The sequence below is a fragment of the Pseudomonas sp. NPDC089407 genome, assembly GCF_044900445.1.
Classification (GTDB): domain Bacteria; phylum Pseudomonadota; class Gammaproteobacteria; order Pseudomonadales; family Pseudomonadaceae; genus Aquipseudomonas.
The window spans coordinates 46,213-70,793 of sequence record NZ_JBJDNB010000004.1 but is presented as its reverse complement, the minus strand read 5'-3'; the positions used below and the strand labels follow the sequence as shown (position 1 = coordinate 70,793).

The 24,581-nt window shown below is 64.7% G+C and carries 12 protein-coding genes (1 of these 12 running past the window's edge); 3 read left to right on the top strand and 9 right to left on the bottom strand.

Translation table 11 applies throughout. From position 1 onward, the window contains the following. Positions 1 to 107: 107 nt before the first annotated feature. The 4 genes from ACI2KG_RS04650 to ACI2KG_RS04635 form a co-directional block, all read right to left on the bottom strand. Positions 108 to 1,163 (bottom strand): GlxA family transcriptional regulator, encoded by a 1,056-nt coding sequence (locus ACI2KG_RS04650; RefSeq protein WP_404660984.1) that lies wholly within the window; start codon positions 1,161 to 1,163, stop codon positions 108 to 110. A 79-nt stretch (positions 1,164 to 1,242) separates the two neighbouring features. Then, positions 1,243 to 2,271, bottom strand: coding sequence for a glycine betaine/L-proline ABC transporter substrate-binding protein ProX (proX, locus tag ACI2KG_RS04645; protein WP_404660983.1), 1,029 nt, complete (start codon positions 2,269 to 2,271; stop codon positions 1,243 to 1,245). Between the two features lie 70 nt (positions 2,272 to 2,341). Continuing rightward, positions 2,342 to 3,295, bottom strand: coding sequence for a glycine betaine/L-proline ABC transporter permease ProW (gene proW, locus ACI2KG_RS04640; protein ID WP_404660982.1), 954 nt, complete (start codon positions 3,293 to 3,295; stop codon positions 2,342 to 2,344). Positions 3,296 to 3,317: 22 nt separating this feature from the next. Beyond that, positions 3,318 to 4,478, bottom strand: coding sequence for a glycine betaine/L-proline ABC transporter ATP-binding protein (locus ACI2KG_RS04635; protein ID WP_404660981.1), 1,161 nt, complete (start codon positions 4,476 to 4,478; stop codon positions 3,318 to 3,320). A 359-nt stretch (positions 4,479 to 4,837) separates the two neighbouring features. Here ACI2KG_RS04635 and ACI2KG_RS04630 point away from each other — a divergent pair, with 359 nt between their 5' ends. Next, positions 4,838 to 5,818 carry a LysR family transcriptional regulator gene (locus ACI2KG_RS04630; protein WP_400618857.1) on the top strand — a complete coding sequence of 327 codons (981 nt, stop codon included), beginning with the start codon at positions 4,838 to 4,840 and terminating at the stop codon, positions 5,816 to 5,818. A 242-nt stretch (positions 5,819 to 6,060) separates the two neighbouring features. Next, positions 6,061 to 6,945, top strand: coding sequence for an alpha/beta hydrolase (locus ACI2KG_RS04625; protein ID WP_404660980.1), 885 nt, complete (start codon positions 6,061 to 6,063; stop codon positions 6,943 to 6,945). A gap of 158 nt (positions 6,946 to 7,103) precedes the next feature. Here ACI2KG_RS04625 and ACI2KG_RS04620 read toward each other — a convergent pair whose 3' ends face one another. Then, positions 7,104 to 7,835 (bottom strand): hypothetical protein, encoded by a 732-nt coding sequence (locus ACI2KG_RS04620; protein ID WP_404660979.1) that lies wholly within the window; start codon positions 7,833 to 7,835, stop codon positions 7,104 to 7,106. Positions 7,836 to 7,959: 124 nt separating this feature from the next. Next, positions 7,960 to 8,751 (bottom strand): histidinol-phosphatase, encoded by a 792-nt coding sequence (gene hisN, locus ACI2KG_RS04615; protein WP_404660978.1) that lies wholly within the window; start codon positions 8,749 to 8,751, stop codon positions 7,960 to 7,962. 221 nt (positions 8,752 to 8,972) lie between these two features. Here hisN and ACI2KG_RS04610 point away from each other — a divergent pair, with 221 nt between their 5' ends. After that, entirely contained in the window at positions 8,973 to 9,605 is a 633-nt protein-coding gene (locus ACI2KG_RS04610; protein WP_404660977.1) for a helix-turn-helix transcriptional regulator, read from the top strand. A 293-nt stretch (positions 9,606 to 9,898) separates the two neighbouring features. On the opposite strand, the gene ACI2KG_RS04605 is transcribed toward ACI2KG_RS04610, so the two are convergent. The 3 genes from ACI2KG_RS04605 to ACI2KG_RS04595 all read right to left on the bottom strand — a co-directional run. After that, a complete protein-coding gene (locus ACI2KG_RS04605; RefSeq protein WP_404661144.1) occupies positions 9,899 to 11,896 on the bottom strand; it encodes a MacB family efflux pump subunit in 1,998 nt (665 codons plus the stop codon). A gap of 8 nt (positions 11,897 to 11,904) precedes the next feature. Beyond that, positions 11,905 to 13,062 (bottom strand): macrolide transporter subunit MacA, encoded by a 1,158-nt coding sequence (macA, locus tag ACI2KG_RS04600; RefSeq protein WP_404660976.1) that lies wholly within the window; start codon positions 13,060 to 13,062, stop codon positions 11,905 to 11,907. 149 nt (positions 13,063 to 13,211) lie between these two features. Beyond that, positions 13,212 to 24,581, bottom strand: partial view of an amino acid adenylation domain-containing protein gene (locus ACI2KG_RS04595; RefSeq protein ID WP_404660975.1) — the 3' portion only. It continues 48 nt past the right edge of the window; the window shows 11,370 of its 11,418 coding nt (coding positions 49-11,418); its start codon lies off the right edge, out of view; the stop codon is at positions 13,212 to 13,214.

The following is a 24,581-nucleotide window of genomic DNA, read 5'->3' as shown; positions in this document are numbered from 1 at the left end:
CCGGCAAGCCAGCTCCCACAGGGATACCTCCAGCTTTGAGGGCTGCACGGACCTGTGGGAGCTGGCTTGCCGGCGATAGGGCCGGAAAAGCCTCACACAACTCTGGCTCAATACACTGCCACATCCTGCCGCCCTGCCCACCCCTGGCTACGCGCCCGGTACTGCCGAGGGGCAATGGCAAACAACTCACGAAAGCGCCGGTAGAAATGCGGAAAGCTGACAAACCCGCTGGCCACCGCCACTTCGGTCAATGACTTGCTGGTGTGCTGCAGCAGTTGCCGGGCATGGGTCAGGCGCAGTTCCAGGTAATAACGCGGTGGCGTAGCCTGCACATGGCGGCGGAACAGGCGTTCCAGGTGGCGACGGGACAAGCCGGCGTGTTCGGCGATCTCGTCGATGCCGATCGGGTCTTCGATGTTGGCGTGCATCAGCTCCAGCGCCAGGCGTACGCCCTTGGGCAAGCTGGGGTCGATTTCCGCGGCGCTGGCGGGGGCATCGCTCATCACCCGCGCACGGTCACAGGCCAGCATCTGCTCCACGGCCCGGCGCAAGGGTGCGCCACCGCACTGCTCCAGCATCGCCAGCATCATGTCCAGGGCACTGCTGGCACCCGCGCAGCTCATGCGCCGACGGTCCAGTACATGGGCCTGGCGGCTGATGCGCACTTTGGGGAACAGCTCGCTCATCATCGCCCGGCCATCGGGGTGAAAGGCGCAGTCGTGCTCGTTGAGCAAACCGGCTTCGGCGAGGAAGTACGCGCCATTCCACAAACCGCCCAACTGGCAACCGTGCTGGTCGGCCTGGCGCAGTTTGGTGCGCAGTTGCGGCGCGGTTTCCAGGCGTACGCGAAAGCCCCCGCATACCAGCAGGCAGTCCAGGCCTTGCAGGTCGAGGTCGGCGAGTTGGGTGTTGACCGGCAAGGCGATGCCCAGGTCGCTCATCACCTGCTCGCCCTCGCCGACCACGTGAACCTGAAACAACGGCGTGGCGCTCATGAGGTTGGCGGTGACCAGGCTGTCCATGGCCGCGGTGAAGGCCATCATCGAGAAGTGCTCGCGCAGGACGAAGGCCACGCGCTGGCAGGGCATTGACAGTGTGGTGCGGATGGCGGGGTCCAGATGGGCCAGGTTGGTATTCTTGAGGATGCTTTCGAAGTGGCTCATGGCGTTAACTCAACAGCGGGAAATCGCGTTGGCTTCTTCGCGGGCAAGCCCGCGAAGAAGCCAACACTGATGAAACAGGTTACTTGCCGGCCTGGGCCGCCGCGTCACGTGAAGCCTGCAGCCACTGGTCAAACTGCTGGCGGTGCGCTGCAACCCATTCCTTGGCGTGGCGGGTGATGTCGGCGGGCTTCTTTTCACCCTGCTGCATCTTCAGGTTCTGGTTGCTCTCGTCATCGGTGCTGATCTGCACCAGCGACAGGAACTTCAGCGCTGCCGGGTTCTTTTCGGCGAATTCCTTGTTCAGCACAGCCACCACCTTGTCGACGGCAAAGCCCAGGTTCTTGCCGTGGTACATGGTATCGACGCTATTGTCGCCGCCCGGCAGGTCGGTTTTCGGCACTTCCAGCCAGACCACGTCCTTGCCTTCGACGAGTACGCTGGCGATCCACTGCGGCACCCAGGTGAAGTACAGGATCGGCTTGCCTTCCTTGAAGCGGGTAATGGTGTCGGCCATCAGCGCGAAGTACGACCCCTGGTTGACGGTGATGCTCTTGTCCAGGTCGTAGGCCTTCATGTGGTGGGCAATCACCAGCTCGCAACCCCAGCCCGGGTTGCAGCCGGTCATGTCGGCCTTGCCGTCACCGTCGGTGTCGAACAGCTTGGCAATTTCGGGCTTTTTCAGGTCGGTGATGTACTTGATGTTGTATTGGTCGGCAGTCTTCTTGTCGATCAGGTAACCCTGGGCCACGCCCGGCAGGATGTTGCCGGTTTTGACCATCACATCGTCACCGCCGGCCTGCTGATAGAACTTGTCGTGCAGCTTTTCCCACAGGTGCACGGTGAAGTCGGCATCGCCGCTGGCCAAGGCCACCATCATCACGCCGTATTCGGTCTCCTTCGGTTCCTGCACCTTGTAGCCCAGCTCGCGCAGGCCTTCCATGGCCACTTCGCCGCGGAAGCGCTCTTCGGCGATGGAGGGGAAGATCGGGGTGACCTTAACGCCATCGCCGGGCTTTTCCGCCGAAGCTTGTGCGCCGAGCGCAGCGGCTACCAGGGTCAGCGCGGTGGCGCATTTGAGGATGCTGCGGGTGAACGTGGATTGGTGCATCGTCGCTTACCTTTTTCTGATTTTTATCTTCAAGTGCGGCAGATCGAACGTCTCAAAAGTCTTGCTGTGCTCAGGCGGTCTTGCGCCGCTCTTGCGCCTGGCCTGCGCCACACAGGCGCAGCACCACCCCTACCGGGCCAGTGTGGTACCAGCGCAGGCTCGGGTCGGCGCTGGTGCGGGCGCCCATGGCCTGGGTCAGGCGGTCGAGGAAAATCGCCAGCAGTACCAGCCCTACGCCGCCGACCGTGGCCAGGCCCATGTCCAGCCGGCCGATGCCGCGCAGCACCATCTGGCCCAGGCCACCGACCGAAATCATCGAGGCGATCACCACCATCGACAGCGACAGCATCAGGGTCTGGTTCAGGCCGGCCATGATGGTCGAAGTGGCCAGCGGCAGTTGCACGCGGGTCAGCATTTGCCGTGGGGTACAGCCAAAGGCGCGGGCGGCTTCGATCTTGTCTTCCGGCACCTGGCGGATGCCCAGGTTGGTCAGGCGCACCAGCGGCGGCAGGGCGAAGACGATGGTCACCAGCACCCCGGGCACGTTACCGATGCCGAACAGCATCACCACCGGTACCAGGTAAACGAACGCCGGCAAGGTCTGCATGGCGTCGAGCAGTGGCCGGATGATGCTTTCCAGGCGGTTGCTGCGGGCGCAGACGATGCCCAGCGGAATGCCGATCACCGCGCAGAAGAACACCGAGGTCAGTACCAGCGCCAGGGTGGTCATCGACTCCGACCACACACCGATCAGGCCGAGCAAGGTCAAGGTGATGAAGCACAACAGCGCCATGCGCTTGCCGGCCAGCTGCCAGCCCAGCAACGATGAGAGGATGATGCCGATGGTGGGCGGGATGCTCTGCAGGGTGAACTCGATGCCATTGAGCACCTGGTCGATCGGCCAGCGAATGGCGCGAAACACCTCACGGAAGTTGTGCACCAGGAAGTTGAGCGTCGCGGTGACCCAGTCGCCCAACGGGATGGTGGCCGCCTGGAACGGGTCGAGAAGGCTGAATTCGGACATGAGGGCATACCTCTTTGTTGTTTTAGTTGCGGCTCAGGGTCTGCAGCAGCGCGTTCTTCGACAGCGTGCCCTTGAAGGCGCCCTGGCGGTCGAGTACCGGCACCGGGTACGGCAAGTCGGCGGCAATGCCCAGCACCTCGTGCAGCGGCGTGTCGGTGTACACCGGGCGCTGCTCGTGCAGGCTGTAGCGGTCACTGGCGGTAGCGCCGTGGGCGTCGGTGTCGACTACACCCAGCAGCTGCCCGCGGTCGTCGATCAGGTAGCCGAATGGCACACCGGCCTGGAAGCTCGGTGCCTTGCCGTTGACCTTGCACACCACGGCTGGGTCGAACCTGGCCACATCGCCGGCCTTGAGCACCCGCGAGCTGTCGAAACTCTTGAAGAAGGTGCGCACGTAGTCGTTGGCCGGCTGGTTGATCAGCTCCTGCGGGGTGCCGATCTGCACCACGCGGCCACCTTCCATGATCGCGATGCGGTGGCCGATGCGGATGGCTTCTTCGATGTCGTGGGAAATGAAGATGATGGTGCGTTGCTGTTCGGCCTGCAGGCGGATCAGCTCGCCCTGCATTTCACTGCGGATCAGCGGGTCGAGGGCAGAAAACGCCTCGTCCATCAGCAGGATCGCCGGGTCGTTGGCCAATGCCCGGGCCAGCCCTACGCGTTGCTGCATGCCGCCGGACAGCTGGTGCGGGTAGCTGTGCTCGTGGCCGGCCAGGCCAACCTGGCTCAAGGCTTCACGGGCACGGCTGTGGCGTTCGCCTTCCGGCACGCCGGCAATCTCCAGGCCGAAGGCGGTGTTTTCCAGCACGCTCATGTGCGGCATCAGCGCGAAGGACTGGAACACCATGCCCATTTCCTTACGGCGCACGTCGAGCAGGGCTTTGTCGGAGAGCCCGGTAATTTCCTTGCCGTTGAGGTGGATGCTGCCGGAGGTGGGTTCGATCAGGCGGTTGAACAGCCGCACCATGGTCGACTTGCCCGACCCGGAAAGGCCCATGATGACGAAGATCTCGCCACGCTTGACGGAAAAGCTGGCATCGAACACGCCGACGACGTGACCGGTCTTGCTGAAAATTTCGTTCTTGTCGGCCCCCTTGCGGAGCATCTCCATGGCCAGGTTCGGGTTGGGACCGAACACCTTGAAGATGTTTTTCACCGAAAGAATCTCATCGGCATGGCTCATACGACCCTCTTTATTATGCTTATTAACCAATCTTTCAACATCGCACTTTCATCAAGGCGGGTAGCGATCAGTGCGAGTACGCTTGGCAGTCCGTTCAAATTCGAACGTGAGTCAAAACCGGCACGCAGAATGTCCTGCTTCAAAAAATTATCGACATCGATGTCTCGAATGTCGCGCCGTGGTTTTAACGTTAGGCCCTGCACCAGAGCGGGTCCAACGACATTTGTTTCACGCTAACCATTACCTGAAGTTATCAATCAGGGCCAAAGCCTGGCCCCAGAGCCCCTGCGCACTTACCAGTGGGCGTGGAACAGGCTAGAGTGGACCGATTGGCTAGACGAAGGACCCCGCCCCGCCTTATGGTCAGACATTCCGAACCCGATCAGACGCTGATCAAAATGCCCTCGCTGCGCGCGGTCAAAGTCTTCGTCGCTGCCGCCAAGTACCAGAACTTCACCCGTGCCGCCGAGGCGCTATGCGTGACCCAGGCCGCCGTCAGCCGGCAGATCCGTGAGCTCGAGACCTACCTGGGCGCCGAGTTGTTCACCCGTGTCGGGCGTGCGGTGGAGCTGACCGTGGCCGGCTCGATCTTCTTCGATGCGGTGCAGTTGTCGTTCGTCAACATTTCCCAGGCGGCCGAGCGCATCCGCAGCAACACTAATACCAAGCACGTGGTCACCCTGTGCTGTTCACCGGCGTTCGCGGCCTTGTGGATGGGCCCGCGCATGCCCAGGTTCTTCGACGAGAACCCGGACATCGATATCAACCTGGTCACCACGCAGAACTTTCTGTCGATGGAGCCAGGGGTACGCCCGGACATCTACATCACCAAACTGGGCAAGGTGCAGGCAGGCTACAGCTCGCACCCGCTCAACCATGACGTGATCTACCCGGTGTGCACCCCGCAGTACCTGGCGCAGCACCCGGAGGTGCGCACCCTGCAGGGCTTGCGCGACGGCACCCTGCTTAACCTCAGCCCCTATGGCCGTTCACAGGTGGCCGAGCATGTGGACTGGAATGTGTGGCTGGCCTTCCATGACGTCGACCTGAAAAGCCGCGCCAACACCGCGCCGCATTTTTTCAATGCCAACGACTACAACCTGCTGGTGCAGCTGGCCCTGGGCAACCAGGGCGTGGCGCTGGGCTGGCACCACCTGGTTGCGCCACTGGTTGCGCAGGGGTTGCTGGTCAGGCCGGTGCAAGAAGAACTGGTGCTCAAGGACACCTTCCACTTCCTGGCCTTCAATGAAGACAAGGAGCATGAGTCCAGTTGCCGGCGGTTGCGGGACTGGTTGCTGGATGAGTTTCGGCCGTTGCTGGAATCGTTGCGCAGCCGGTGATCTATTGACTTAGCAGGACCTGTGGGAGCGGGCTTGTCCCGCGAACACCGGCAACGCCGGTGCCATACACCGCGTCGCCTGCTTCGCGGGGCAAGCCCGCTCCCACAACGACCACTGCTTCCTTCGCGACAGCGCAGCCCGCACAGGCAACCCACCCCCCAGAAACAACTTGTTATCAAACCACCCCCGCCATTCGGCCACTTTCCCACATCAACCCGCACGCATCTGCTAAAAAAGCCCCCATGCCCACCCTCTTCCTCACCCACCTGCGCCGCCGCTGGCTCGCCTGGCTGTGCGCCACCTTGCTGGTCATCGGCCTGCCCACCAGCTGCGCCGTCCTGCAGCACAAGGAGCGCGAGCTGGTGTTCCGCGTCGAGCCCGGGCAAGCCAGCTGGTTCCGTGGCCTGCCCGGCGATGTGCAGGAGCTCGACCTGCGCCCGCGCAGCTTCAGCGCCAACCAGAGCCTGCACGCCTGGTGGTGGCCGGCCCAGCGCGCCAATGCCCCGGCCATCCTCTACCTGCATGGCGTGCGCTGGAACCTGACCGGCCAGCTGTTCCGCATCGAGCAACTGCATGCCATGGGCTATTCGGTGCTGGCCGTGGATTACCGCGGCTTCGGCCAAAGCCGTGGCGATCTGCCCTCAGAGGCCACGGTGTATGAAGATGCACGCATCGCCTGGGAGCGTTTTGCCCAATTGCAGCCGGATGCCGGCAAGCGCCTGATCTTCGGCCACTCGCTGGGTGGTGCCGTGGCGGTGGAACTGGCGAGTGAGTTGGCGGCTGAAGCACAGAAGAGCGGCGCCGCGGCACCGGCACAAGGTTTGATACTGGAGTCGACCTTCACTTCACTGGGCGATGTCGCTGCAGCAGTGGCCAACACGTCCCTGCCGGTGCGCTGGTTGATGTCTCAGAAGTTCGACTCGCTGGACAAGATCAAGGATGTCGGCTTGCCCGTGTTGCTGGTGCACGGGCTGGATGACCGCTTCGTACCGCCGCGCTTCAGCCAGCAGCTGTACGACGCCGCCCAACAGCCCAAGACATTGCTGCTGGTGCCGGGGGCGAGCCACAACAACAGCATGAGCCTGGCCGGGCAGCGTTACCGAAAAGCGATCCAGGCGCTGCTCTAAAGCAATCACTGGCCCTGTGTGTAGGAGCGGCCTTGTGTCGCGAAAGGGCTGCAAAGCAGCCCCTCCAATGTGTCAGTGTGGCTGAGATCTTGGGGCCGCTGCGCGACCCTTTCGCGACACAAGGCCGCTCCTACAAGAGGCCGGCGTAACAGCTGAGGTCACTGCACAGGCAGGAAATTCATCAGCAGCAGACTCTGGGCATAGTTGAGCCCGATACGCCGATACCGCTCATCCAGCAACTCGGCCAGCAAATCCAACCGCGCCACGATCTTGCCGAACTCCACGGCAAAGCTCAGGTTGCTGCCCTCCTCCGAAATCTCGTTGGAGAACAGCAGCAGCACCCCATTGGCGTCCTGCCGCTGGCTCAACATCCAGGTGGCTTTCTCGATATTGCGCGCGGCGTTGTTGATGAACAGCGGGTCAAGGGTGTCGGTCATGTAGAACTCGGTACGCCCGCCATGGGCGGTGATCAGCATGCTGCCGATGGCGTAGATGAACGCGCCCACGCGGTCACCGCGAAACTCCGGGCTCAAGGCGTAGCTCAACGCCGCCAGGTCGCGGCGGTTGCCCAGTTGCGGCAGCGGTTGACGCTGTTCGATGGCGATACGGATCTGCCGCTCGGCGGTGGCGGCGTCGACGTAGCCGGACATCTTCCACTGGTTGGGGTTGCGCAGGTAGAGCTTGTTCATCAGCAGGTACAGGCTTTGCAGGTTGTCACGCATCGACAGCGTGGCCAGGCGGTCGACGCTGGTCTGGAACAGTTCGCTGGGCTTACCGTTGCCGAACTGGTCGAGCATGTCGCGGCCCTGCTGCTGGGTGCAGGCGCACAGGCATGTGAGGGCACCTGTCAGCAGCAGGCGGGAGAGGAAATGGGGGTAGCTTGCAACCATCGGCACCGGGTCGATATTCGGCGGCTGTACTGGGGATCAGAGCAGCCTGGCCAAGCATAGAGCCCGGAAATCGGAAAAAGTGCGGTGCCTGGGGGAAATGGAGGCCAGCACAGACCACACAAGATCACATCGCGCTACGCAACATCTCCACCACCTGCGCATGCAGCGCCGGGTCACCACAGGCCACCACACACCCGCCATCCTGGGCACTGCTGCCATCCCAGGCGGTGATTACCCCCCCCGCCCCTTCGATGATCGGCATCAGCGCCTGCACGTCATACGGCTGCAAGCTTGCCTCGATGATCACGTCGACAAAGCCCGAAGCCAGCATGCAGTACGCGTAGCAATCGCCACCGTAACGCATCAAGCGCGCCTTGCCGGCCACTGCCTCGAACGCCGCCTTGCGCTCGGCCGTATCGAACATGTCCGGGGTGGTGCACATGAGTGTGGCCGAGGCCAGGTCGGCGCAGGCACGGGTCTGCAGCGGCGTACCGCTGCGCCAGGCGCCCTCCGGGGTGCCGACAAAACGCTCGCCGGTGAACGGCTGGTTCATCACCCCCACCACCGGGCGCGTGCCATCGTTCAGGGCAATCAATGTGCCCCACAGTGGCAGGCCGGTGATGAAGGCGCGGGTGCCGTCGATCGGGTCGAGTACCCAGGTCAGCGGGCTGCTGCCCACTGCAACGCCGGCTTCTTCGCCAAGAATGCCGTGCGCGGGGTAACGCGCCTGGATCAGCTCACGCATGGCATCTTCGGCGGCCTTGTCGGCCACGGTCACCGGGTCGTACAGGCGCCCGCCCTTGTCCTCGACATCCAGGCTGGCGCGGAAATACGGCTTGATCGCCACGGCGGCAGCATCGGCCAATTGCTCGGCGAAGGCGCGAAACTCGCCAATCTGTTCAGCACTCAGGGACATTGCGGCAAGCCTCGTGACAAAGATGGGGTCGGCATCATACCCCACAACCTGCACTGCGCCAGCCGCCTGCGCAAAGTGCCACTATCATGGCATTACTGCCCCTTCATTTAACCGTCACTCATTCGTTGTACTAGGATACCAAGCACTTCCCGTCGCACGCTCAGGATGCGGCCGCGCAACACGCGGCGGGATAACCATTATTGGCACTCATGGACGATACGATGAATTCGAACCAGCTATACCCGCAGATTGGCAAGGTGATTGCCAGCACCGGCAGCCGTCAGTTCCCCCGCATGCTGCACGACCTGATCAAGGCCCACCTGTCCATCGACGCCACACAAATCCGCCAGTTGCCTGCCAAGCCATGCGAATCGTTGCTGCTCGACGAAACGGTGTTTACTTCGGATGAGCAGCCGGAAGGCGATTTCAACGACCCTTCGCGCCTGCACCGTATCTGCCGTAAAGGCGATGCACGCATGGAAATCCAGGTGATACGGGCCGACTCCACCTATGGTTTTTCAGCCTTCGAGCGTAACCACCTGGATACGATTTCACCGTTGTTGCTGCCGATGCTGGAGAAACACATCGATGCGCTGCAACCTGGCCCAGAACGGCATACCCGTGAAAACCTTGCGCAGCGCTTTGTCGAGCGGTTGGCGCAGTCGGAGCTGAAGCTTTCCGAACGCGAGCGCCAGGTGTGCCTGGGGTTGCTGGCCGGGCATACGGCGCCGGAGCAGGCCGAGCGCTTGGCGCTGAAGGTGAACACTGTGGAAAGCTATTTGCGCCGGGCGGCGATCAAGCTGGGGATCAGTGGGCGGCATTCGTTGATGCGCTGGATGTATGCCGAGGGTTGATTAGCATTTTCTGTACTGGCCTCTTCGCGGGTAAACCCGCTCCCACAGGTACATCACAGCTTTCAGAACCTGTGATGTACCTGTGGGAGCCGCGCTTGCCGGCGATGGGCTGCGCAGCGGCCCCAAAGTCTCAAGTGCTTACAATCTGTCAAAAGGGTATCGCCTGCATTGGGGCTGCTTTGCAGCCCATCGCCGGCAAGCGCGGCTCCCACAGAAACCGCGTCAACGCAATGATTTATGTGTTGGTTCATCGAGGCGTCGAACCGCCGCGAAGAGGCCAGCACAGGCGTACTTCAATCCCTGGCCAACGCCTCAATCGGGTCCAGCCGCGCCGCATTCCTCGCCGGCACAAACCCGAACACCACGCCAATCAACGTCGAGCAGGCAAACGCCATCACGATCGAGGCCGGTGAGAACACCATCTCCCACTGCTTGACGAACAATTCGAACAAATACCCTACCCCATACGACAAGCCGATCCCCACCAGCCCGCCAAACAGGCAGACCATCACCGCCTCCACCAGAAACTGTTGGCGAATGTCCGATTGCCGCGCCCCCACCGCCATGCGAATGCCGATTTCGCGTGTACGCTCGGTCACCGACACCAGCATGATGTTCATCACCCCGATGCCCCCGACCACCAGCGAAATCACCGCAATCAGCGACAACAGCAGAGTCAGCGAGCGGCTGGTCTTCTGCACGGTCTGCATGATGCTGTCCAGGTTATTGGTGAAGAAATCCTTGGTGCCGTGCCGTTGCAACATCACCCGGGTTACCTCTTCTTCTACCCGCTTGCTGGGTACGCCGTCCTTGATGCGCACGCTGATGCTGTCCAGGTGACGCTGCCCCAGCACCCGTCCGGCAGCGGTTTCGTAGGGCACCCAGATGTTCAGCTGGTTGCTGGCGACGAACAGGTTCTTGTTTTCGGCGGTCACGCCAATCACCGTGCACGGCAGGTTGCCGACCAGGATCACCTGCCCCAGCGGGTCGATGCTCGGGCCGAACAGGCGCTTGCGCGTATTGTGGTCGATCACCACCACCTGGGCCTGGCGCCGGGCATCATCGCCGCTGAACACGATGCCGGCTGCCAACGGGATGTTGCGGACCTGAAAGTAATGCTCGCTAACGCCGTTCAGCTGCACGTCCACGTCCAGGTTGCGGTAACGCACCAGCGTGCTCTGGCCAATTACCGGGGTGGCGCTGTCGACGTAGTACAGCTCGTTCAGCGCGGCGACATCGGCCGGCACCAGGGTTTCGATGGTCTTGGCCCGGCTGTCACCGAAATTGCTGCCCGAGTAGATGTCGATGGTGTTGCTGCCAATCGCCTGGATGTCCTTCAGCACGTAGCCCTTGGCGCCTTCGCCAATTGCCGAGATGGACACCACCGAGGTAATGCCGATGACAATCCCGAGCATCGTCAGCAAGGTCCGCATGCGGTGCGAAATCAGCGCGATCCAGGCCATCTTGAACGCTTCGCGGAACATGCCCAGGCTCACCAGCAGGCGCCGCGTAGCCACTGCCGGGGGCGTAGCTTGCGGCTCGGCTGCGGCAATGCCCGGTGGCGCGTTGCGCTGATCGCTGATGATCTGCCCGTCGCTGACCTCGATGATGCGCTCGGCATGGGCCGCTACCTTGGGGTCGTGGGTCACCAGGATGACCGTGTGCCCGGCGCCATGCAGCTCCAGCAGGATGTTCATCACCTCCTTGCCACTGGCGGTATCGAGTGCGCCGGTCGGTTCATCGGCAAGAATCACCTGGCCGCCGTTCATCAATGCCCGGCAGATACTCACCCGCTGCTGCTGGCCACCGGATAACTGGCTGGGGCGGTGCTCCAGGTGGCTGTGCAGGCCCAGGCGCGTCAGCAGTTCGCGCGCCCGGGCGTGGCGCTGGCCCTGCGGTGTGCCGGCATACACCGCCGGGATCTCGACGTTGTGCAGCGCATCCAGGTGCGGCAGCAAGTGGTAGCGCTGGAAGATGAAACCGAAGTGGTCGCGGCGCAGCGCCGCCAGGGCATCGTCGTCCAGTTCGCGGGTTTCCTGCCCGGCCACTTGGTAGCTGCCGCTGCTGGCATTGTCCAGGCAGCCCAGGATGTTCATCAGGGTCGACTTGCCCGAACCGGAGGCGCCGATAATCGCCACCAGTTCGCCGCTGTGGATCTGCAGGTCGATGCCTTTCAATGCCAGGAACTCGCGGTCGCCCGCCTGGAAGCTGCGCGTTACCCCCTGCAAGCGCAACAAGGGCTCGGCACTGCCGCTGGCCACCGCCATGTCGGCGGTTGGCTGCACATTCATATTCATGCTCACGCCCCTGTTTCGCCAGACACCGGCTCACCAATCACCACCCGGTCACCTTCGGCCAGGCCGTCCTTGATCTGCACCTTGACGTTATTGTTGATGCCCGCCTGCACGTTGCGCACCTGGGCAAAGCCCTTGGCGTCCAGCACCCGCACCGGGAAGCTGCCATCGTTGTTGCGTGCCCCCAGCGCCGCCACCGGCACAGTGAGCACGGCCTGGGCGGTGTCGAGCACGATATGCACCTGCGCGGTCATCGAAATGCGCAGGCGATGGTCGGGGTTCGGCACTTCGAACAAGGCGTTGTAGAACACCGCGCCGCTCGGCTTGCTGCTGCCACCTTCATTCTTGTCGCTGCTTTGCGCGTAGTTCTGTGGCGCAGGTTCGGTGCCGCGCAGCCTGGCGTAGTAGCGTTTGTCCTCGCCAAGGATGGTGAAGTACACCTCCTGGCCGGGGCTGATGTGAATCACATCGGCTTCCGACACTTGCGCCTTGACCGTCATGGTGTCGAGGTCGGCCAGTTTCAGCAGCACCGGGGCCAGCTGGTTGGCGATCACGGTCTGCCCTTCCTGGGTGACGATGCCGACCACATGGCCGGTGATCGGTGCATTGATGCGGGTGTAACCGAGGTTGACCTTGGCGGTGTCGATTTCCACCCGGGCGCTCTGGATCTGCGCATCGAGCGAACGCACGGCGGCCTGCTGCACCTCGTACTCGGACTCGGCGTTTTCGAAGTCCTGGCGCGATACCGATTCGTCGGCCTGCAACTCGCGGTAGCGCTCGTACACGCGCCGGGCTTGCTTGAGCTGGGCCAGAGTCGAGCGCCGCTCGGCCTGCAGTTTATCTTCGTCGACCTCTGCCTGGCGCAAGGTATTGCGCAGCACCAGCGGGTCGATCTCGGCCAGCCACTGGCCCTCGCTGACCTTGTCGCCCAGCTTGACCTTGAGCGACTTCAACTGGCCGGACACCTGGGCGCCGACATCCACCTGCTTGATGCCTTCGAGCATGCCGCTGGCCAGCACGGCGTTCTCGATGTCGCCACGTTCGACCGTGGCGATGATGTATTGCGGTGGCTTGGCCGGTGCCTGGATGGCGTAGAGGCTGATGCCGGCGACCAGGGCCACGGCGAGGCCGAGGCTGTACTTGCGGAATCTGGACTTGTCCATGAACACTCACTTTCCTAAGGATTTCGCTCAACCCAGGCAGCGCACACCCTCCCCTGTGGGAGCGGGTTCACCCGCGAATGCGTCGGTACAGCCAACATCGCATTCGCGGGTAAACCCGCTCCCACAGGGTTGAGCGTGAGCTGCCATGGTTATTGGGTAACCTTGCCGTGCTGCAGTGCCTGCCCGTCATGCCACCAGGCCGCCAGGCTGAACACATCCGGCATTTTCAAGATGCTGAAGTGGTCCCCCGGCCCCTGCCACAGCGCCAGTTGCGGCATCAACTGCTGCCAGCCCTCCTGCATCGCCGCGTGTTCGCGGGCATTGCCCAGCGCATCCAGGCCCGGGTCATCCACCAGCACCAGGCCCACCGGCCCGGTATAGGTCAGCTGCGGCTGATACACCGTGCGCAGTGCGCTGGCAAAGGTGCGTACCGTGCCATCGAGCACCCGTGGGGTGGAGCGCGCAGGCAACAGCCCGTTGCGCACCATGCCGGCATGCAACTGCTGCAACTGCGCGTCATCGGTAGCCAAGGCGAAAGCAGCGGTGTCGATACCCAAGGCCTTGCCAGTAGACAGCTGCAGGGCATCGATCAACCGCTGCAAGGCCTCGCCGAAGGTGTACGGCTGGCCACACGTCCCGCCTGTACCCGGCGCCTCGCTGTCCACCAGGGTCAACGAGCGCACCGGCCGACCCTTGGCCTCGAACCTGGCGGCGATGGCATGCGCCACCCAGCCGCCAAACGAGTGCCCGACAAGGTTCAACGGGCCATGCGGGTACAGCGCTTCGATGGCTTGCACATGGCAGTCGGCTGCAGCTTCCACCGAGCTGTGCGGCACGGCGCTGCCGTCCAGGCCGCGGGCCTGCAAGCCGTACAAGGGCCACTCCGGCCCCAGGGCTTCGGCCAGGCCAATGAAGCTGGTCACGCTGTCACCGGCCCCCGGCACGCAGAACAGCGGCGCATGGCCTGCCTGCCCGGTCTGGATGGCAACGTGCGCGGTATAGCTCGGCACTGCCGGAACCGGGCAACGGGCAAGCGCCTGGGTCAACGCCTGCGCCACCGTCGTTACGTGAGGCGCCTGCATCAGGCTACGGTGGTCCCCTGGTACGCCCACGATCAACAGCGGTTGGGTCGGCAGCGCCTCACGCCAGCCCAGCGTGGGCAAGCTGTCGCTGCCCTGCTCGGCGCGGAACAGGTGCACCGGCATGTTCAGGGGGGCCAGGTGGTAATGCGCCAGGGCATGGCCGTGGGCCAGCTCGCGGCTGAAGTAATGCAGCAGCTGCGCATCACTCATGCTCGCCCATAAGCCGTACAGAAGGCCGTGCTCGCGACAGCTGGCCAGCAAACCGGCGAAGTCCGCCTGCACGGCTTCCAGGCGCTGCAAGTGCGCAAGTTTCTCGGCAGCCGCCGCGCCCTGCGTGTGCCAGAACGTGGTGCAGTTGAGCAACAACTGCCGCTCCAGCGCATGCGGCCCTGACCAGCGCGCTTTACCCTGGTCAGCCAGGCGCGGGACATAACTGTCGATCAGCCCGAGGAACTCGACCGTTTCATCTGCCCCCAGCAACTGGTTGGCCATTTCGAACGCCACTATGCCGCCAAACGACCAGCCTGCCAGGCGGTATGGCCCCTGCGGCTGTACCTTGCGCATCTGCCCGATCTGGTAGCGCGCCAGGCATTCCAGGGTGCGCGGCTGTGGCTGGCCGGCAGGCACGCCTGGCAAGCCGTAGAGGGCGAACTCGCCGCCCAGTTGCTGGCCCAGTACCGGGAAGTAGAAATCCAGCCCGGTGAACTCGTGCACCAGAAACAGTGGTGTCTGTGCCGCGCCCGGGCGTACGGTGATCACCCCATCGCCCCGGTTTACGTTGTCACCTAGCCGGGCCGCCAGCAACGCCACGCTGGGCTGCTGGAACACATCATTGATGGCCGCGCGCAATCCAGCCTTGTTGAGCCTGTCGACCAGGCGAATGGCTGCCAGGGAATGGCCGCCGAGCTCGAAGAAGTTGTCGTGGCGGCCCACCTGCTGCACATTCAGTAACTCGGCCCAGATAGCGGCCAATACGCGTTCGATTTCGCCTTCCGGGGCCTGGTACACGCGGCCCTGAGTGGCATCAGGCTGCGGCAGGGCCTTGCGGTCGAGTTTGCCGTTGGGGCTTAGCGGCAGCGCCTGCAGGTGCATGAACTGCGTCGGCACCATGAACGCCGGCAAGCGGCTGAGCAGCGCAGCCCGCAGTACCTCTGGTGTTTGCTGTTGGCCGGTGTAGTAAGCGAGCAATTGTTGCTCGCGTGCGATCACCACCGCTTCCTTGACGCCTTCGATGCCAGTCAGGCAGGCCTGGATTTCGCCCAGCTCAATGCGCAGGCCATGGAGCTTGACCTGGTCGTCGTTGCGGCCGAGGTATTCGATGTTGCCGTCGGCCAGGTGGCGGGCCAGGTCGCCGGTGCGGTACAGCCTTGCGCCGGGTGTGAACGGGTCGTCGAGGAAGCGCTCGGCGGTGAGTTCGGCGCGGTTGAGGTAGCCGCGGGCGACCTGGACGCCGCCAATGTAGAGCTCGCCGGCGACGCCTTGCGGGACGGGTTGGCGTTGCTCGTCGAGGATGTACAGGGTGGTGTTGGCGATGGGTTTGCCGATCGGGGTGTTGTCCGGGGCGGTGATGCAGTGCCAGGCGCTGACATCGACGGCGGCTTCGGTGGGGCCGTAGAGGTTGTGCAGTTCGACTGCCGGAAGCTGCTGGTGGAAACGCCGCACCAGATTCCCCGGCAAAGCCTCACCCGAACAGATCACACGGACCAGTTGTAGGAGCGGCCTTGCGTCGCGATCGGCCTGCGCAGCAGGCCCGGCGATGTCAGCGTTAACTTCGAGATCCTGGGGCCGCTGCGCAGCCCTTTCGCGACACAAGGCCGCTCCTACAGGGGGCGCGTCTGCTGCGAATGACAGGAACACATCCAGCATCGAAGGGACGAAATGCAGGGTGGTTACGTTTTCCTGCGCGATCACTTCGCGCAGGTATTCCGGGTCGCGGTGCCCGCCAGGGCGGGCCATGACCAGCCGTGCGCCAGTCTGCAACGGCCAGAGGAATTCCCATACCGACACGTCAAAGCTGAACGGGGTTTTCTGCAGCACTACGTCGTCGGCATTCAGCCCATAAGCGTCCTGCATCCACAACAGCCGGTTGACCACCCCGGCATGCTCGTTCATCACGCCTTTCGGCAAACCGGTCGAGCCCGAGGTGTAGATCACGTATGCCAGGTGACGCGGGGTCAACGCGCCAATGACCGGATTGCTGACAGGCAAATCACCCCAGACCGACTGGTCTAGATCAATGATATGGCCGGCTTCCGGGATATGCCGGGTCGCCCCGTGCACCAGCACCGCCACCGGCGCGCTGTCACTCAACATGTGCCGCACACGCTCTGCCGGGTAATCCGGGTCGACCGGCACATAGGCGCCACCTGCCTTGAGAATGGCCAGCAAGCCCACCACCATCGACAAGCCACGTTCGACGCAGATCGCGACCCGATCATCCGGCTTCACGCCAAGCCCGATCAAATGATGCGCCAGGCGGTTGGCCTGTTCATTGAGTTGCCGATAAGTCAACTCGCCCTCTTCGGCCCGCACCGCAACGGCATCCGGCGTGCGCACAACCTGCGCCTCGATCATGCCGTGCAGGGTCTGCCCAAGGTCGTACTCAACCGCCGTGTCGTTGAATTCCAGCAGCAAGCGCTTGCGCTCATCCGCATCCGGCAGCCCGGTATGCGCCGGAATGGCCCGGTCACCGGCGGCGAAGGCCCACAGCACTTGCTCGAAGTAACCGGCAAAGCGCTCGATGGTCGCCCGCTCGAACAGGGCTGTAGCGTAGACGATGCCGCCGGCAAAACTGTCACCGCGCTCGCCCAGGCTCAGGCTCAGGTCGAACTTGGCGACGTCGGCCGCGCCACCCAGTGCCGTCACTGCCAGGTCCGCCAGCTGCAGCGCCTGGCGCCCAGGGTTGGCATCCCAGTCCAGCGACACCTGGTACAGCGGGGTATGCGCCAGGCTGCGCCGTGGGCGCAACAGCTCGACCACGTGCTCGAACGGCAGCTCCTGGTGCGCCTGGCCCGCCAGCACCACCGCCTTGACCCGAGCCAGCAACGTGGCGACATCCGGCGCGCCGGATACATCCACACGCAGAGCCAGCGAGTTGACGAACATGCCGATCAGCCCATCCACCTCGGCCTGCTGGCGGTTGGCGACCGGCGAGCCGATCACCACTTCATCCTGGCCGGCCAGGCGGGCCAGCAATACGGCCCAGGCGGCCATGAACAGCATGTACGGGGTAACGCCATGCTGGCGGCACAGCGCTTTCAGTTCAACGCCAAGGCGCGGGTCCAGGCACAGCTCGACACTGTCGCCGGCGTACTGCTGGCGCTCGGGCCGTGGCCAGTCCCAGGGCAGGCTGACCAGCGCCGGCGCACCGTCAAGTTGCGCGACCCAGTAATCCGCCTGCTGTTGCAAGGCTGCACCGCTCAACCAGCGGCGTTGCCACAGGGCATAGTCAAGGTACTGCACCGGCAAGGCGGGCAGCGGGTCGGCCTGGCCAGTGCTGAAGGCCTGGTAGAGTTCACCCAGCTCGCTGACCAGCACGCCCAGCGACCAGCCATCGGCAACCAGATGGTGCAAGGTCAGCATCAGCACGTGGTGGTCCTGGGCCAGGCGCAGCACCCGCCCACGTATCGGCAGGTCGTGGGACAGTGCAAAGGCCTGGCCGGCTTCTTCACGCAGCAACGCTTCAAGGGCCGGTTGATCAAGCCCCGGGCAGTCCCGCCAAGCCAGGCGCAGGCCGCTGCTGTCGCTTGCCAGGCGCACATGCGCTTCGCCATCCAACTCGGCAAAGTGGCTGCGCAGGCTTTCGTGCCGTTCGATCAACCGGCGCAGCGCCTGTTCCAGCGCCGCCGGTTGCAGCGGGCCTTGCAGGCGCAGGGCGATGGGGATGTGGTAGGCCGCGCTGGCTTCCTGTAGCTGCGCCAGGAACCACAGGCGTTGCTGGGCGAACGACAGCGGCAGCAGGCCTTCGCGCGGCATCGGCGTGATGGCTGGCAGCGCCTGGCCCTCACGCGCCAGGCACGCGGCCACGGCGGCCAGCGAGTCGTCGGCGAACAGGTCGGCCAGGGCCAGCTCATGGCCCAGGCGTTGCCGTACCTGGGCGAGCATGCGCATGGCCAGCAACGAATGGCCGCCCAGCTCGAAGAAGCGGTCGTTACGGCCGATCGGCTGCACGTCCAGCAACTCGGCCCACAGCGCCGCCAGGGCCTGTTCGCGCTCGCCTTCGGGGGCCTCGAACGCCGCTACCGCAAAGTCCTGCGGGCCCGGCGCAGGCAAGGCTTGGCGATCGACCTTGCCGTTATTGTTCAGCGGCATGCGCGCAACCGCGACGAACGCCGAGGGCACCATGTACTCCGGCAAGCGGCCGCGCAGGTAGCCACGCAACGCCAGTGCATCCAACGTTGCGACCTGGCGGGTGTACCAGGCCACCAGACGCAGTGGCCCTTGTTCATCGGCCACCGCCATCACTAGCACTTCACCGATACCCGGCGCCTGGGCCAGTTGCTGCTCGACCTCGCCCAGTTCAATGCGGAAGCCGCGGATCTTCACCTGGTCGTCATTGCGCCCCAGGCATTCCAGCTGGCCATCAGCACGCCAGCGCACCAGGTCGCCGGTGCGGTACAGGCGCGCGCCGGGCTGTGGGTTGAAGGGGTCGTCGATGAAACGCTGGGCAGTCAGCTCCGGGCGGTTCAGGTAGCCCAACGCGACGCCGTCGCCACCAATGTACAGCTCACCAATCACACCCTGCGGCACCAACTGCTGCCAGGCATCCAGCACATACACCTGGGTATTGCCGATGGGTCGGCCGATTGGCACCTGGGCTGCGTCTTCTGGCAGCTCGCGCACCTCACAGGTCACGGCGAAGGTGGTGGTTTCGGTCGGCCCGTAGCCGTTCAGCAAGCGCAAGCCCGGCGCCTGTTGCAGCAAGGCCCGGAACGCTGCGGGCTCGGCACGCTCGCCACCGCTGATCAGCACGCGCAGCCCGGCCAGTGCGCCGGGGATCAGTTGCACGTACTGGTTGAACAGCGCAGTGGTCAGGAACACTACGCTGACCCCCTGCTCCACCAGCGCCGCAGCAAAACGGGGTGGATCAATCAACGTGGCGTGGTCGATGACCCGCACCTGGCCACCGTTGAGCAGTGCGCCCCAGGTTTCCAGGGTACTGGCATCGAATGCCGGGTTGGCGACAAAGCCGACCCGGTCGCTGTCCAGCAGTTCCGCATAGCCGTTGTTCAATACCAGGCGCGCGATCCCCCGGTGGGGCACGCAAACGCCCTTGGGCTGGCCGGTGGTGCCGGAGGTATACATTACATAAGCGGCGTTGGCGGCATCCTGCTGCAATGCGGGGTTGTGCCCGGGTTGCTGGTCGAGGGCCAGGCCATCGAGGTCGATGCGCTTTACTTGCAGGTCGGCTGCAATGTCGGCAAACGTCAGCAGCAAGGCCGCCTGGCAGTCCTCGACCATGAACGCCTGGCGCTCGGCCGGGGCGTGAATGTCCAGCGGCACGTAGACGGCAGCGCATTTCAGCACGGCCAGTTGCGCCACTAGCAGCGACAGCGAGCGCGGCAGCAGAATGGCCACGCAGGCCCCCGGCCCTACGCCACTGGCGATCAGGTAGTGGGCCAGGCGGTTGGCGCGCTCGTTCAGCTCGCCATAGCACAGCGCCTGCTCGCCATGCACCGCGGCCAGGGCCAGCGGGTGGCGCGCGACGCGCTGTTCAAACAGGCGGTGCACGGCCACGTCTCGCGGATACGGGTACTGGGTGGCGTTGCAGCTGTGCAGCAAGGCCTGGCGTTCCGCTGCATCGACCAGCGCCACCTGCGCCAGCACCTGCTGGTCGTCATCAGCCATGGCCCACAACAGGCGTTCGAAATAACCCAGGTAACGTTGCACCGTGGCTTGGTCGAACAGCGCCGTGGCGTAGTCGAGGCTGCCGACCAAGGTTTCGCCACGCTCGCCCAGGTTCAGCGTGAGGTCGAACTTAGCCACGGTCGCGGCCTGGGCCACGGCCTCCAGTTGCAGGCCTTGCAAGTGCAACGCCGCCCCTTCGGTGGCCTGCCAGTTCAGGGTGGTCTGGAACAGCGGTGTATGCCCAAGGCTGCGTGTCGGGCGGAGCATTTCCACCACTTGCTCGAACGGCAGGTCCTGGTGGGCCTGGGCTTCCAGCACGCGGCTGCGCACCTGCTGCAGCAGGGCTTGGGCGGTCGGCGCCGCGCTGCTGTCGATGCGCATGGCCAGGGTGTTGACGAATAGCCCGGCCAGCGGCTCCAGTTCGGCGCGGCCGCGCCCCGCCACCGGGCAACCGACCACCACCTCAGGCTGGCCTGCAAGGCGGCCGAGCAAGGCCGCCCAGGCACCGAGCACGGTCATGTACAGGGTTACGCCGTGGCGCTGGGCCAAGGTCCGCAGTGCAGCCGTCAGGCGCGGTTCAAGCTGCAGCGCCAGGCTGGCACCGGCAAAGTCCTGGCGCTCCGGGCGTGGCCGGTCAGCAGGCAATTTGAGCAGTTCCGGCGCCCCCTCCAGCACCTGCTGCCAGTAAGCAGCCTGGCGTTGCAGCTGGTCACCGGCCAGCCAGCGGCGCTGCCAGACGGCGTAGTCGCCGTACTGGATGGCCAGGGCTGGCAGCGGGTCCTCGCTGCCGTTGCACAAGGCGGCGTATTGGGCACTCAGCTCGTGGGTAAGCACACCCAGCGACCAGCCGTCGGCGACGATATGGTGAACGGTCAGGGCCAGCACATGCTGTTGCGCGCCCAGGCGCAACAGGTGGGCCCGCAGCAGCGGCCCGTGGGCCAGGTCGAACGGTGCCGCAGCCACTTCGCGCAGGCGCCCCGGTACAGCCTCTGCGGCAAGGTCTTCACAGTGGAACCAGCCTGGGCCCGGGGTGGCAGCAATGACCACTTCGGCGCTGTCATCACGCGGGATGAAGCGGCTGCGCAAGGTCTGGTGGCGCTCGATGATGCGCAACAGCGCGCCTTCCAGCGCATCGGCATCCAGCGGCCCGCGCAGGCCCAGGGCCAATGGCACATTGTAGGCCTGGTTACCGCCTTCCATCTGCGCCAGGAACCACAGCCGCTGCTGAGCGAACGACATTGGCAAAGCCTGCTGGTGCGTTACCGGCAGGATCTCAGGCAGCGTGCTGCGCCCGGCAGTGGCCAGCACCTCGGCAACGGCAGCGAGCTGCGGGTTGGCGAACAGTTCCGCCAGGCTCAGCTCCACGCCCAGGCGCAGGCGCACCTGCGAGACCATGCGCATAGCCAGCAGGGAATGGCCACCCAGGCTGAAGAAGTGGTCATTGCGCCCTACTCGCTCGACCTGCAGTAATTCCGCCCATAGCTGCGCAAGGGCGTGCTCCAACTCGCCCTCGGGTGCCGCGTAGGCCTGTTCGAACAGCGCCGCACGCCCAGGCCGCGGCAGCGCCCGGCGGTCGAGCTTGCCATTGGCGGTCAGCGGCAGCGCTGGCAGCTCGACGAAGGCTACCGGCACCATGTATTCCGGCAAATGCGCCTGCAACTGCGCGCGCAAGCCTTCGGGGGTGAGCGGCTGCACCTCGGCCCTGGCCGTGAAGTAGGCCACCAGCTGCGGCTGGCCGGGCTGGTCCTCACGGGCGATCACCACGGCTTCGTCGATACCGGCCAAGCTCGCCAGGCGGCTCTCGATTTCGCCCAGTTCGATACGCACGCCACGGATCTTCACCTGGTCGTCGTTACGGCCGAGGTAGTCGAGCGTACCGTCTGCCAGCCAGCGCACCAGGTCGCCGGTACGGTACATGCGCCCGGCCGCCACGAATGGGTCGTCGAGAAAGCGTTCGGCCGTCAGCTGTGGGCGGTTCAGGTAGCCACGTGCAACCCCGGCACCGCCGATGTACAGCTCACCGGGCACGCCCAGTGGCAGCGGCTGCAACTGCGCGTCGAGTACGTACAACCGTGCATTGTCCACTGGCTTGCCGATATGCAGCACGTCACCCGCCTGCACCACGCCGGAGCTGGCCACCACGGTGGTTTCGGTCGGCCCGTAGTTGTTCACCACGGCAAAGCGCTGGGTGCGGTTGAACTGGCGCAGGCGGTCGCCGCCAATCAGCAGGGTGCGCAGGGTCGGGTGTTCCAGTTGGTGATTGAAGGCATATTCAGCCACCGGCGTGGGCAGGAAGCTGACATCCAGCGGCTGTGCCTGCCACCAGGCGAGCATGGCGTCGAGGTCGTCGTGGCCCTCGGCCGAAGGCGCCAGGTGCAGCGTGGCCCCGGCGCACAACGCCGGCCACAGCTCCCAGGCCATGGCGTCGAAGCCAAAGCCGGCCAAGCTGGAGGTATGCCGGCCGGGGCACAGGTCGAAGGCGCGGCAATGCCAGTCCACCAGATTGTTGACGGTAAGGTGCTCGACCATTACGCCCTTGGGCTGGCCGGTCGAGCCGGAGGTATAGATCACATAGGCCAGGTGGTTGGCGGCAAGCCCCGGCACAACCGGGTTGCCTTCTGCCGCCGGCCAGACTGGCTGGTCGAGCAACAGCACGGGCACGCTTGAATGACCCAGGCGGTCGCGCAGCGCCTGTTGCGTCAGTATTACCCGCGGGCTGCTGTCTTCCAGCAGGTAGCGCACACGCTCGTCGGGGTGCGCCGGGTCCACCGGCACATAACCGGCGCCGGCCTTGAGTACGGCCAGCAGGCTCACCAGTGTTTCCAGCCCGCGCCGGGCCACCACGGCCACCCGGTCGTCAGGCCGCACGCCCAGGCTTATCAGGTGGTGGGCCAAGGCGTTGGCTAGGCGGTTAAGGTCGGCATAGCTCAATTGCACGCCGGCACTGGTGGCGGCAATGGCGTCCGGGCAAGTGGCGGCCCGCTGCTCGATGCGTTGGTGCAGGGTAAGGTGCTGTTCGTAGGGAGCGACGCAGTGGTTGAAGCCTTCCAGCAGTTCTTCGCGTTCTGCCGCCGGAAGCATGGACAGTTGATTTACGCCAAACTCAGGCGTTTGCAACAGGCTTTCCAGCGTTTGCTGCAGGTAGGCGCAGACGCGCTGGGCCGGCACTAGCGCACTGGCCAGCAGGGTCAGGCGAAACGCCTCGCCCAGGTCGTCCACGCTCAATGTCAGCGGGTAGTTGGTCGCTTCGGCGGATTCGACGATATCAATACCGGCCAAGGCGGCGCGACGTGGTTCTGCACTGCCCGGCGCGCTGTGGCGGTAGTTGAGCAAGGCATTGAACAGCGGCGCCGGCGCGGCCACACCGCTGCAGCGCTGGGCCAGTGCCAGCGGCGCATGCTCATGGCGCATCAGCGCGCTCAGGCGCTGGTGGGTGGCGCGGATGGCGCTGCCCAGGTCGGCGCCTTCCAGGTCCACGCGCAGCGGCAAGGTGTTGATGAAGATGCCCAGCGCCCGGTCAGTCGCTTCGGCGCCCAGCAGCCGGCCCATCAGCACGGTGCCGAACACCACCTGCTCGCGCCCGGTCAGGCCGCCCAGCACCCGGCCCCAGGCCAGGTGGAACAGGCTGGCGACGCTCACCCCCAGGGCGCGGGCCTGGGCGCGCAACCCCTGGCACAGCGCCAATGGCAGGTCGAGCTGGTACTCGTTGTGCACCTCGCCAGCGCCCTGCACGTCCTGCAGCCCGTAGGCCAAGGTCGCTTCGTCGATGTCGCCGAGCATGTCGCGGAAGAACGCTTCGTGCCCGGCTTCGCTGATCCCCAGCACTGCTTGCGCCACGTAGTTGCGAAACGGCACCGGGGCGCCCAGCTGCGCCTGCTCACCGCTGAGGAAGGCAATCAGCTCGTGGCGCACCACGTCCAGCGCGCTGTGGTCCATGGCGATGTGGTGGAACTGCAAGGTGGCGGTGAGCGTGCCATCGGCCTGGGGTGTTTCACGCAGCAGGCGCATCAGCGGCGCCTGGGTCAGGTCGAGCCAGTCGCGCCCGGGGGCATCGGCGGGCAGCGCCAGCACCGCCAGCTCGGCTTCGCGCCATACCACCTGCACCGGCGCTTCCAGCCCTTGCCAGTGCACCGAGGTGCGCAGGATGTCGTGGCGGGCGATCACCCCGCGCAACGCATCGGCGAACGCCTGCAGGCGCGCCTCGCTGGCAAACACGAAGCGTGCCTGCATCACGTACGGGTCAGCGCCGGTGGCACTGGCGTGGTGGAACAGCATGCCTTGTTGCAGCGGCGCCAGTGGGTAGATGTCCTGCACGTTGGCCGCGCCGCCGGGGATTTCGTCGACGATGCGCTCAAGGCTGGCCTGCTCAAGCGTCACCAGGTTGAGCATCTGCGGGGTGATTTGCGTGCAACCCGCAGGGATCAGGTTGCCCGGCACCTCTACTGCACCCTGTCTGGTCGCCACGTACTCGCCGCGTTCGATCATGCCCACCAGCGCGGGTTTGTGTGCGCGCAGTTGGGCCACCAGGGCGGCGTCGGTCAGTGCCTGGCGGTTGCCCTGGACCACCAGCTGGCCATCCTTGAGGGCCAG

Coding starts and splice junctions, on each gene's coding strand:
- ACI2KG_RS04635 (WP_404660981.1), bottom strand. CDS start 4,478: ATGAGCCATGCCGATGAGATTCTTTCGGTGAAAAACATCTTCAAGGTG.
- ACI2KG_RS04605 (WP_404661144.1), bottom strand. CDS start 11,896: ATGAATGTGCAGCCAACCGCCGACATGGCGGTGGCCAGCGGCAGTGCC.
- ACI2KG_RS04625 (WP_404660980.1), top strand. CDS start 6,061: ATGCCCACCCTCTTCCTCACCCACCTGCGCCGCCGCTGGCTCGCCTGG.
- proW (WP_404660982.1), bottom strand. CDS start 3,295: ATGTCCGAATTCAGCCTTCTCGACCCGTTCCAGGCGGCCACCATCCCG.
- ACI2KG_RS04630 (WP_400618857.1), top strand. CDS start 4,838: ATGGTCAGACATTCCGAACCCGATCAGACGCTGATCAAAATGCCCTCG.
- macA (WP_404660976.1), bottom strand. CDS start 13,062: ATGGACAAGTCCAGATTCCGCAAGTACAGCCTCGGCCTCGCCGTGGCC.
- ACI2KG_RS04650 (WP_404660984.1), bottom strand. CDS start 1,163: ATGAGCCACTTCGAAAGCATCCTCAAGAATACCAACCTGGCCCATCTG.
- hisN (WP_404660978.1), bottom strand. CDS start 8,751: ATGTCCCTGAGTGCTGAACAGATTGGCGAGTTTCGCGCCTTCGCCGAG.
- ACI2KG_RS04620 (WP_404660979.1), bottom strand. CDS start 7,835: ATGGTTGCAAGCTACCCCCATTTCCTCTCCCGCCTGCTGCTGACAGGT.
- ACI2KG_RS04610 (WP_404660977.1), top strand. CDS start 8,973: ATGAATTCGAACCAGCTATACCCGCAGATTGGCAAGGTGATTGCCAGC.
- proX (WP_404660983.1), bottom strand. CDS start 2,271: ATGCACCAATCCACGTTCACCCGCAGCATCCTCAAATGCGCCACCGCG.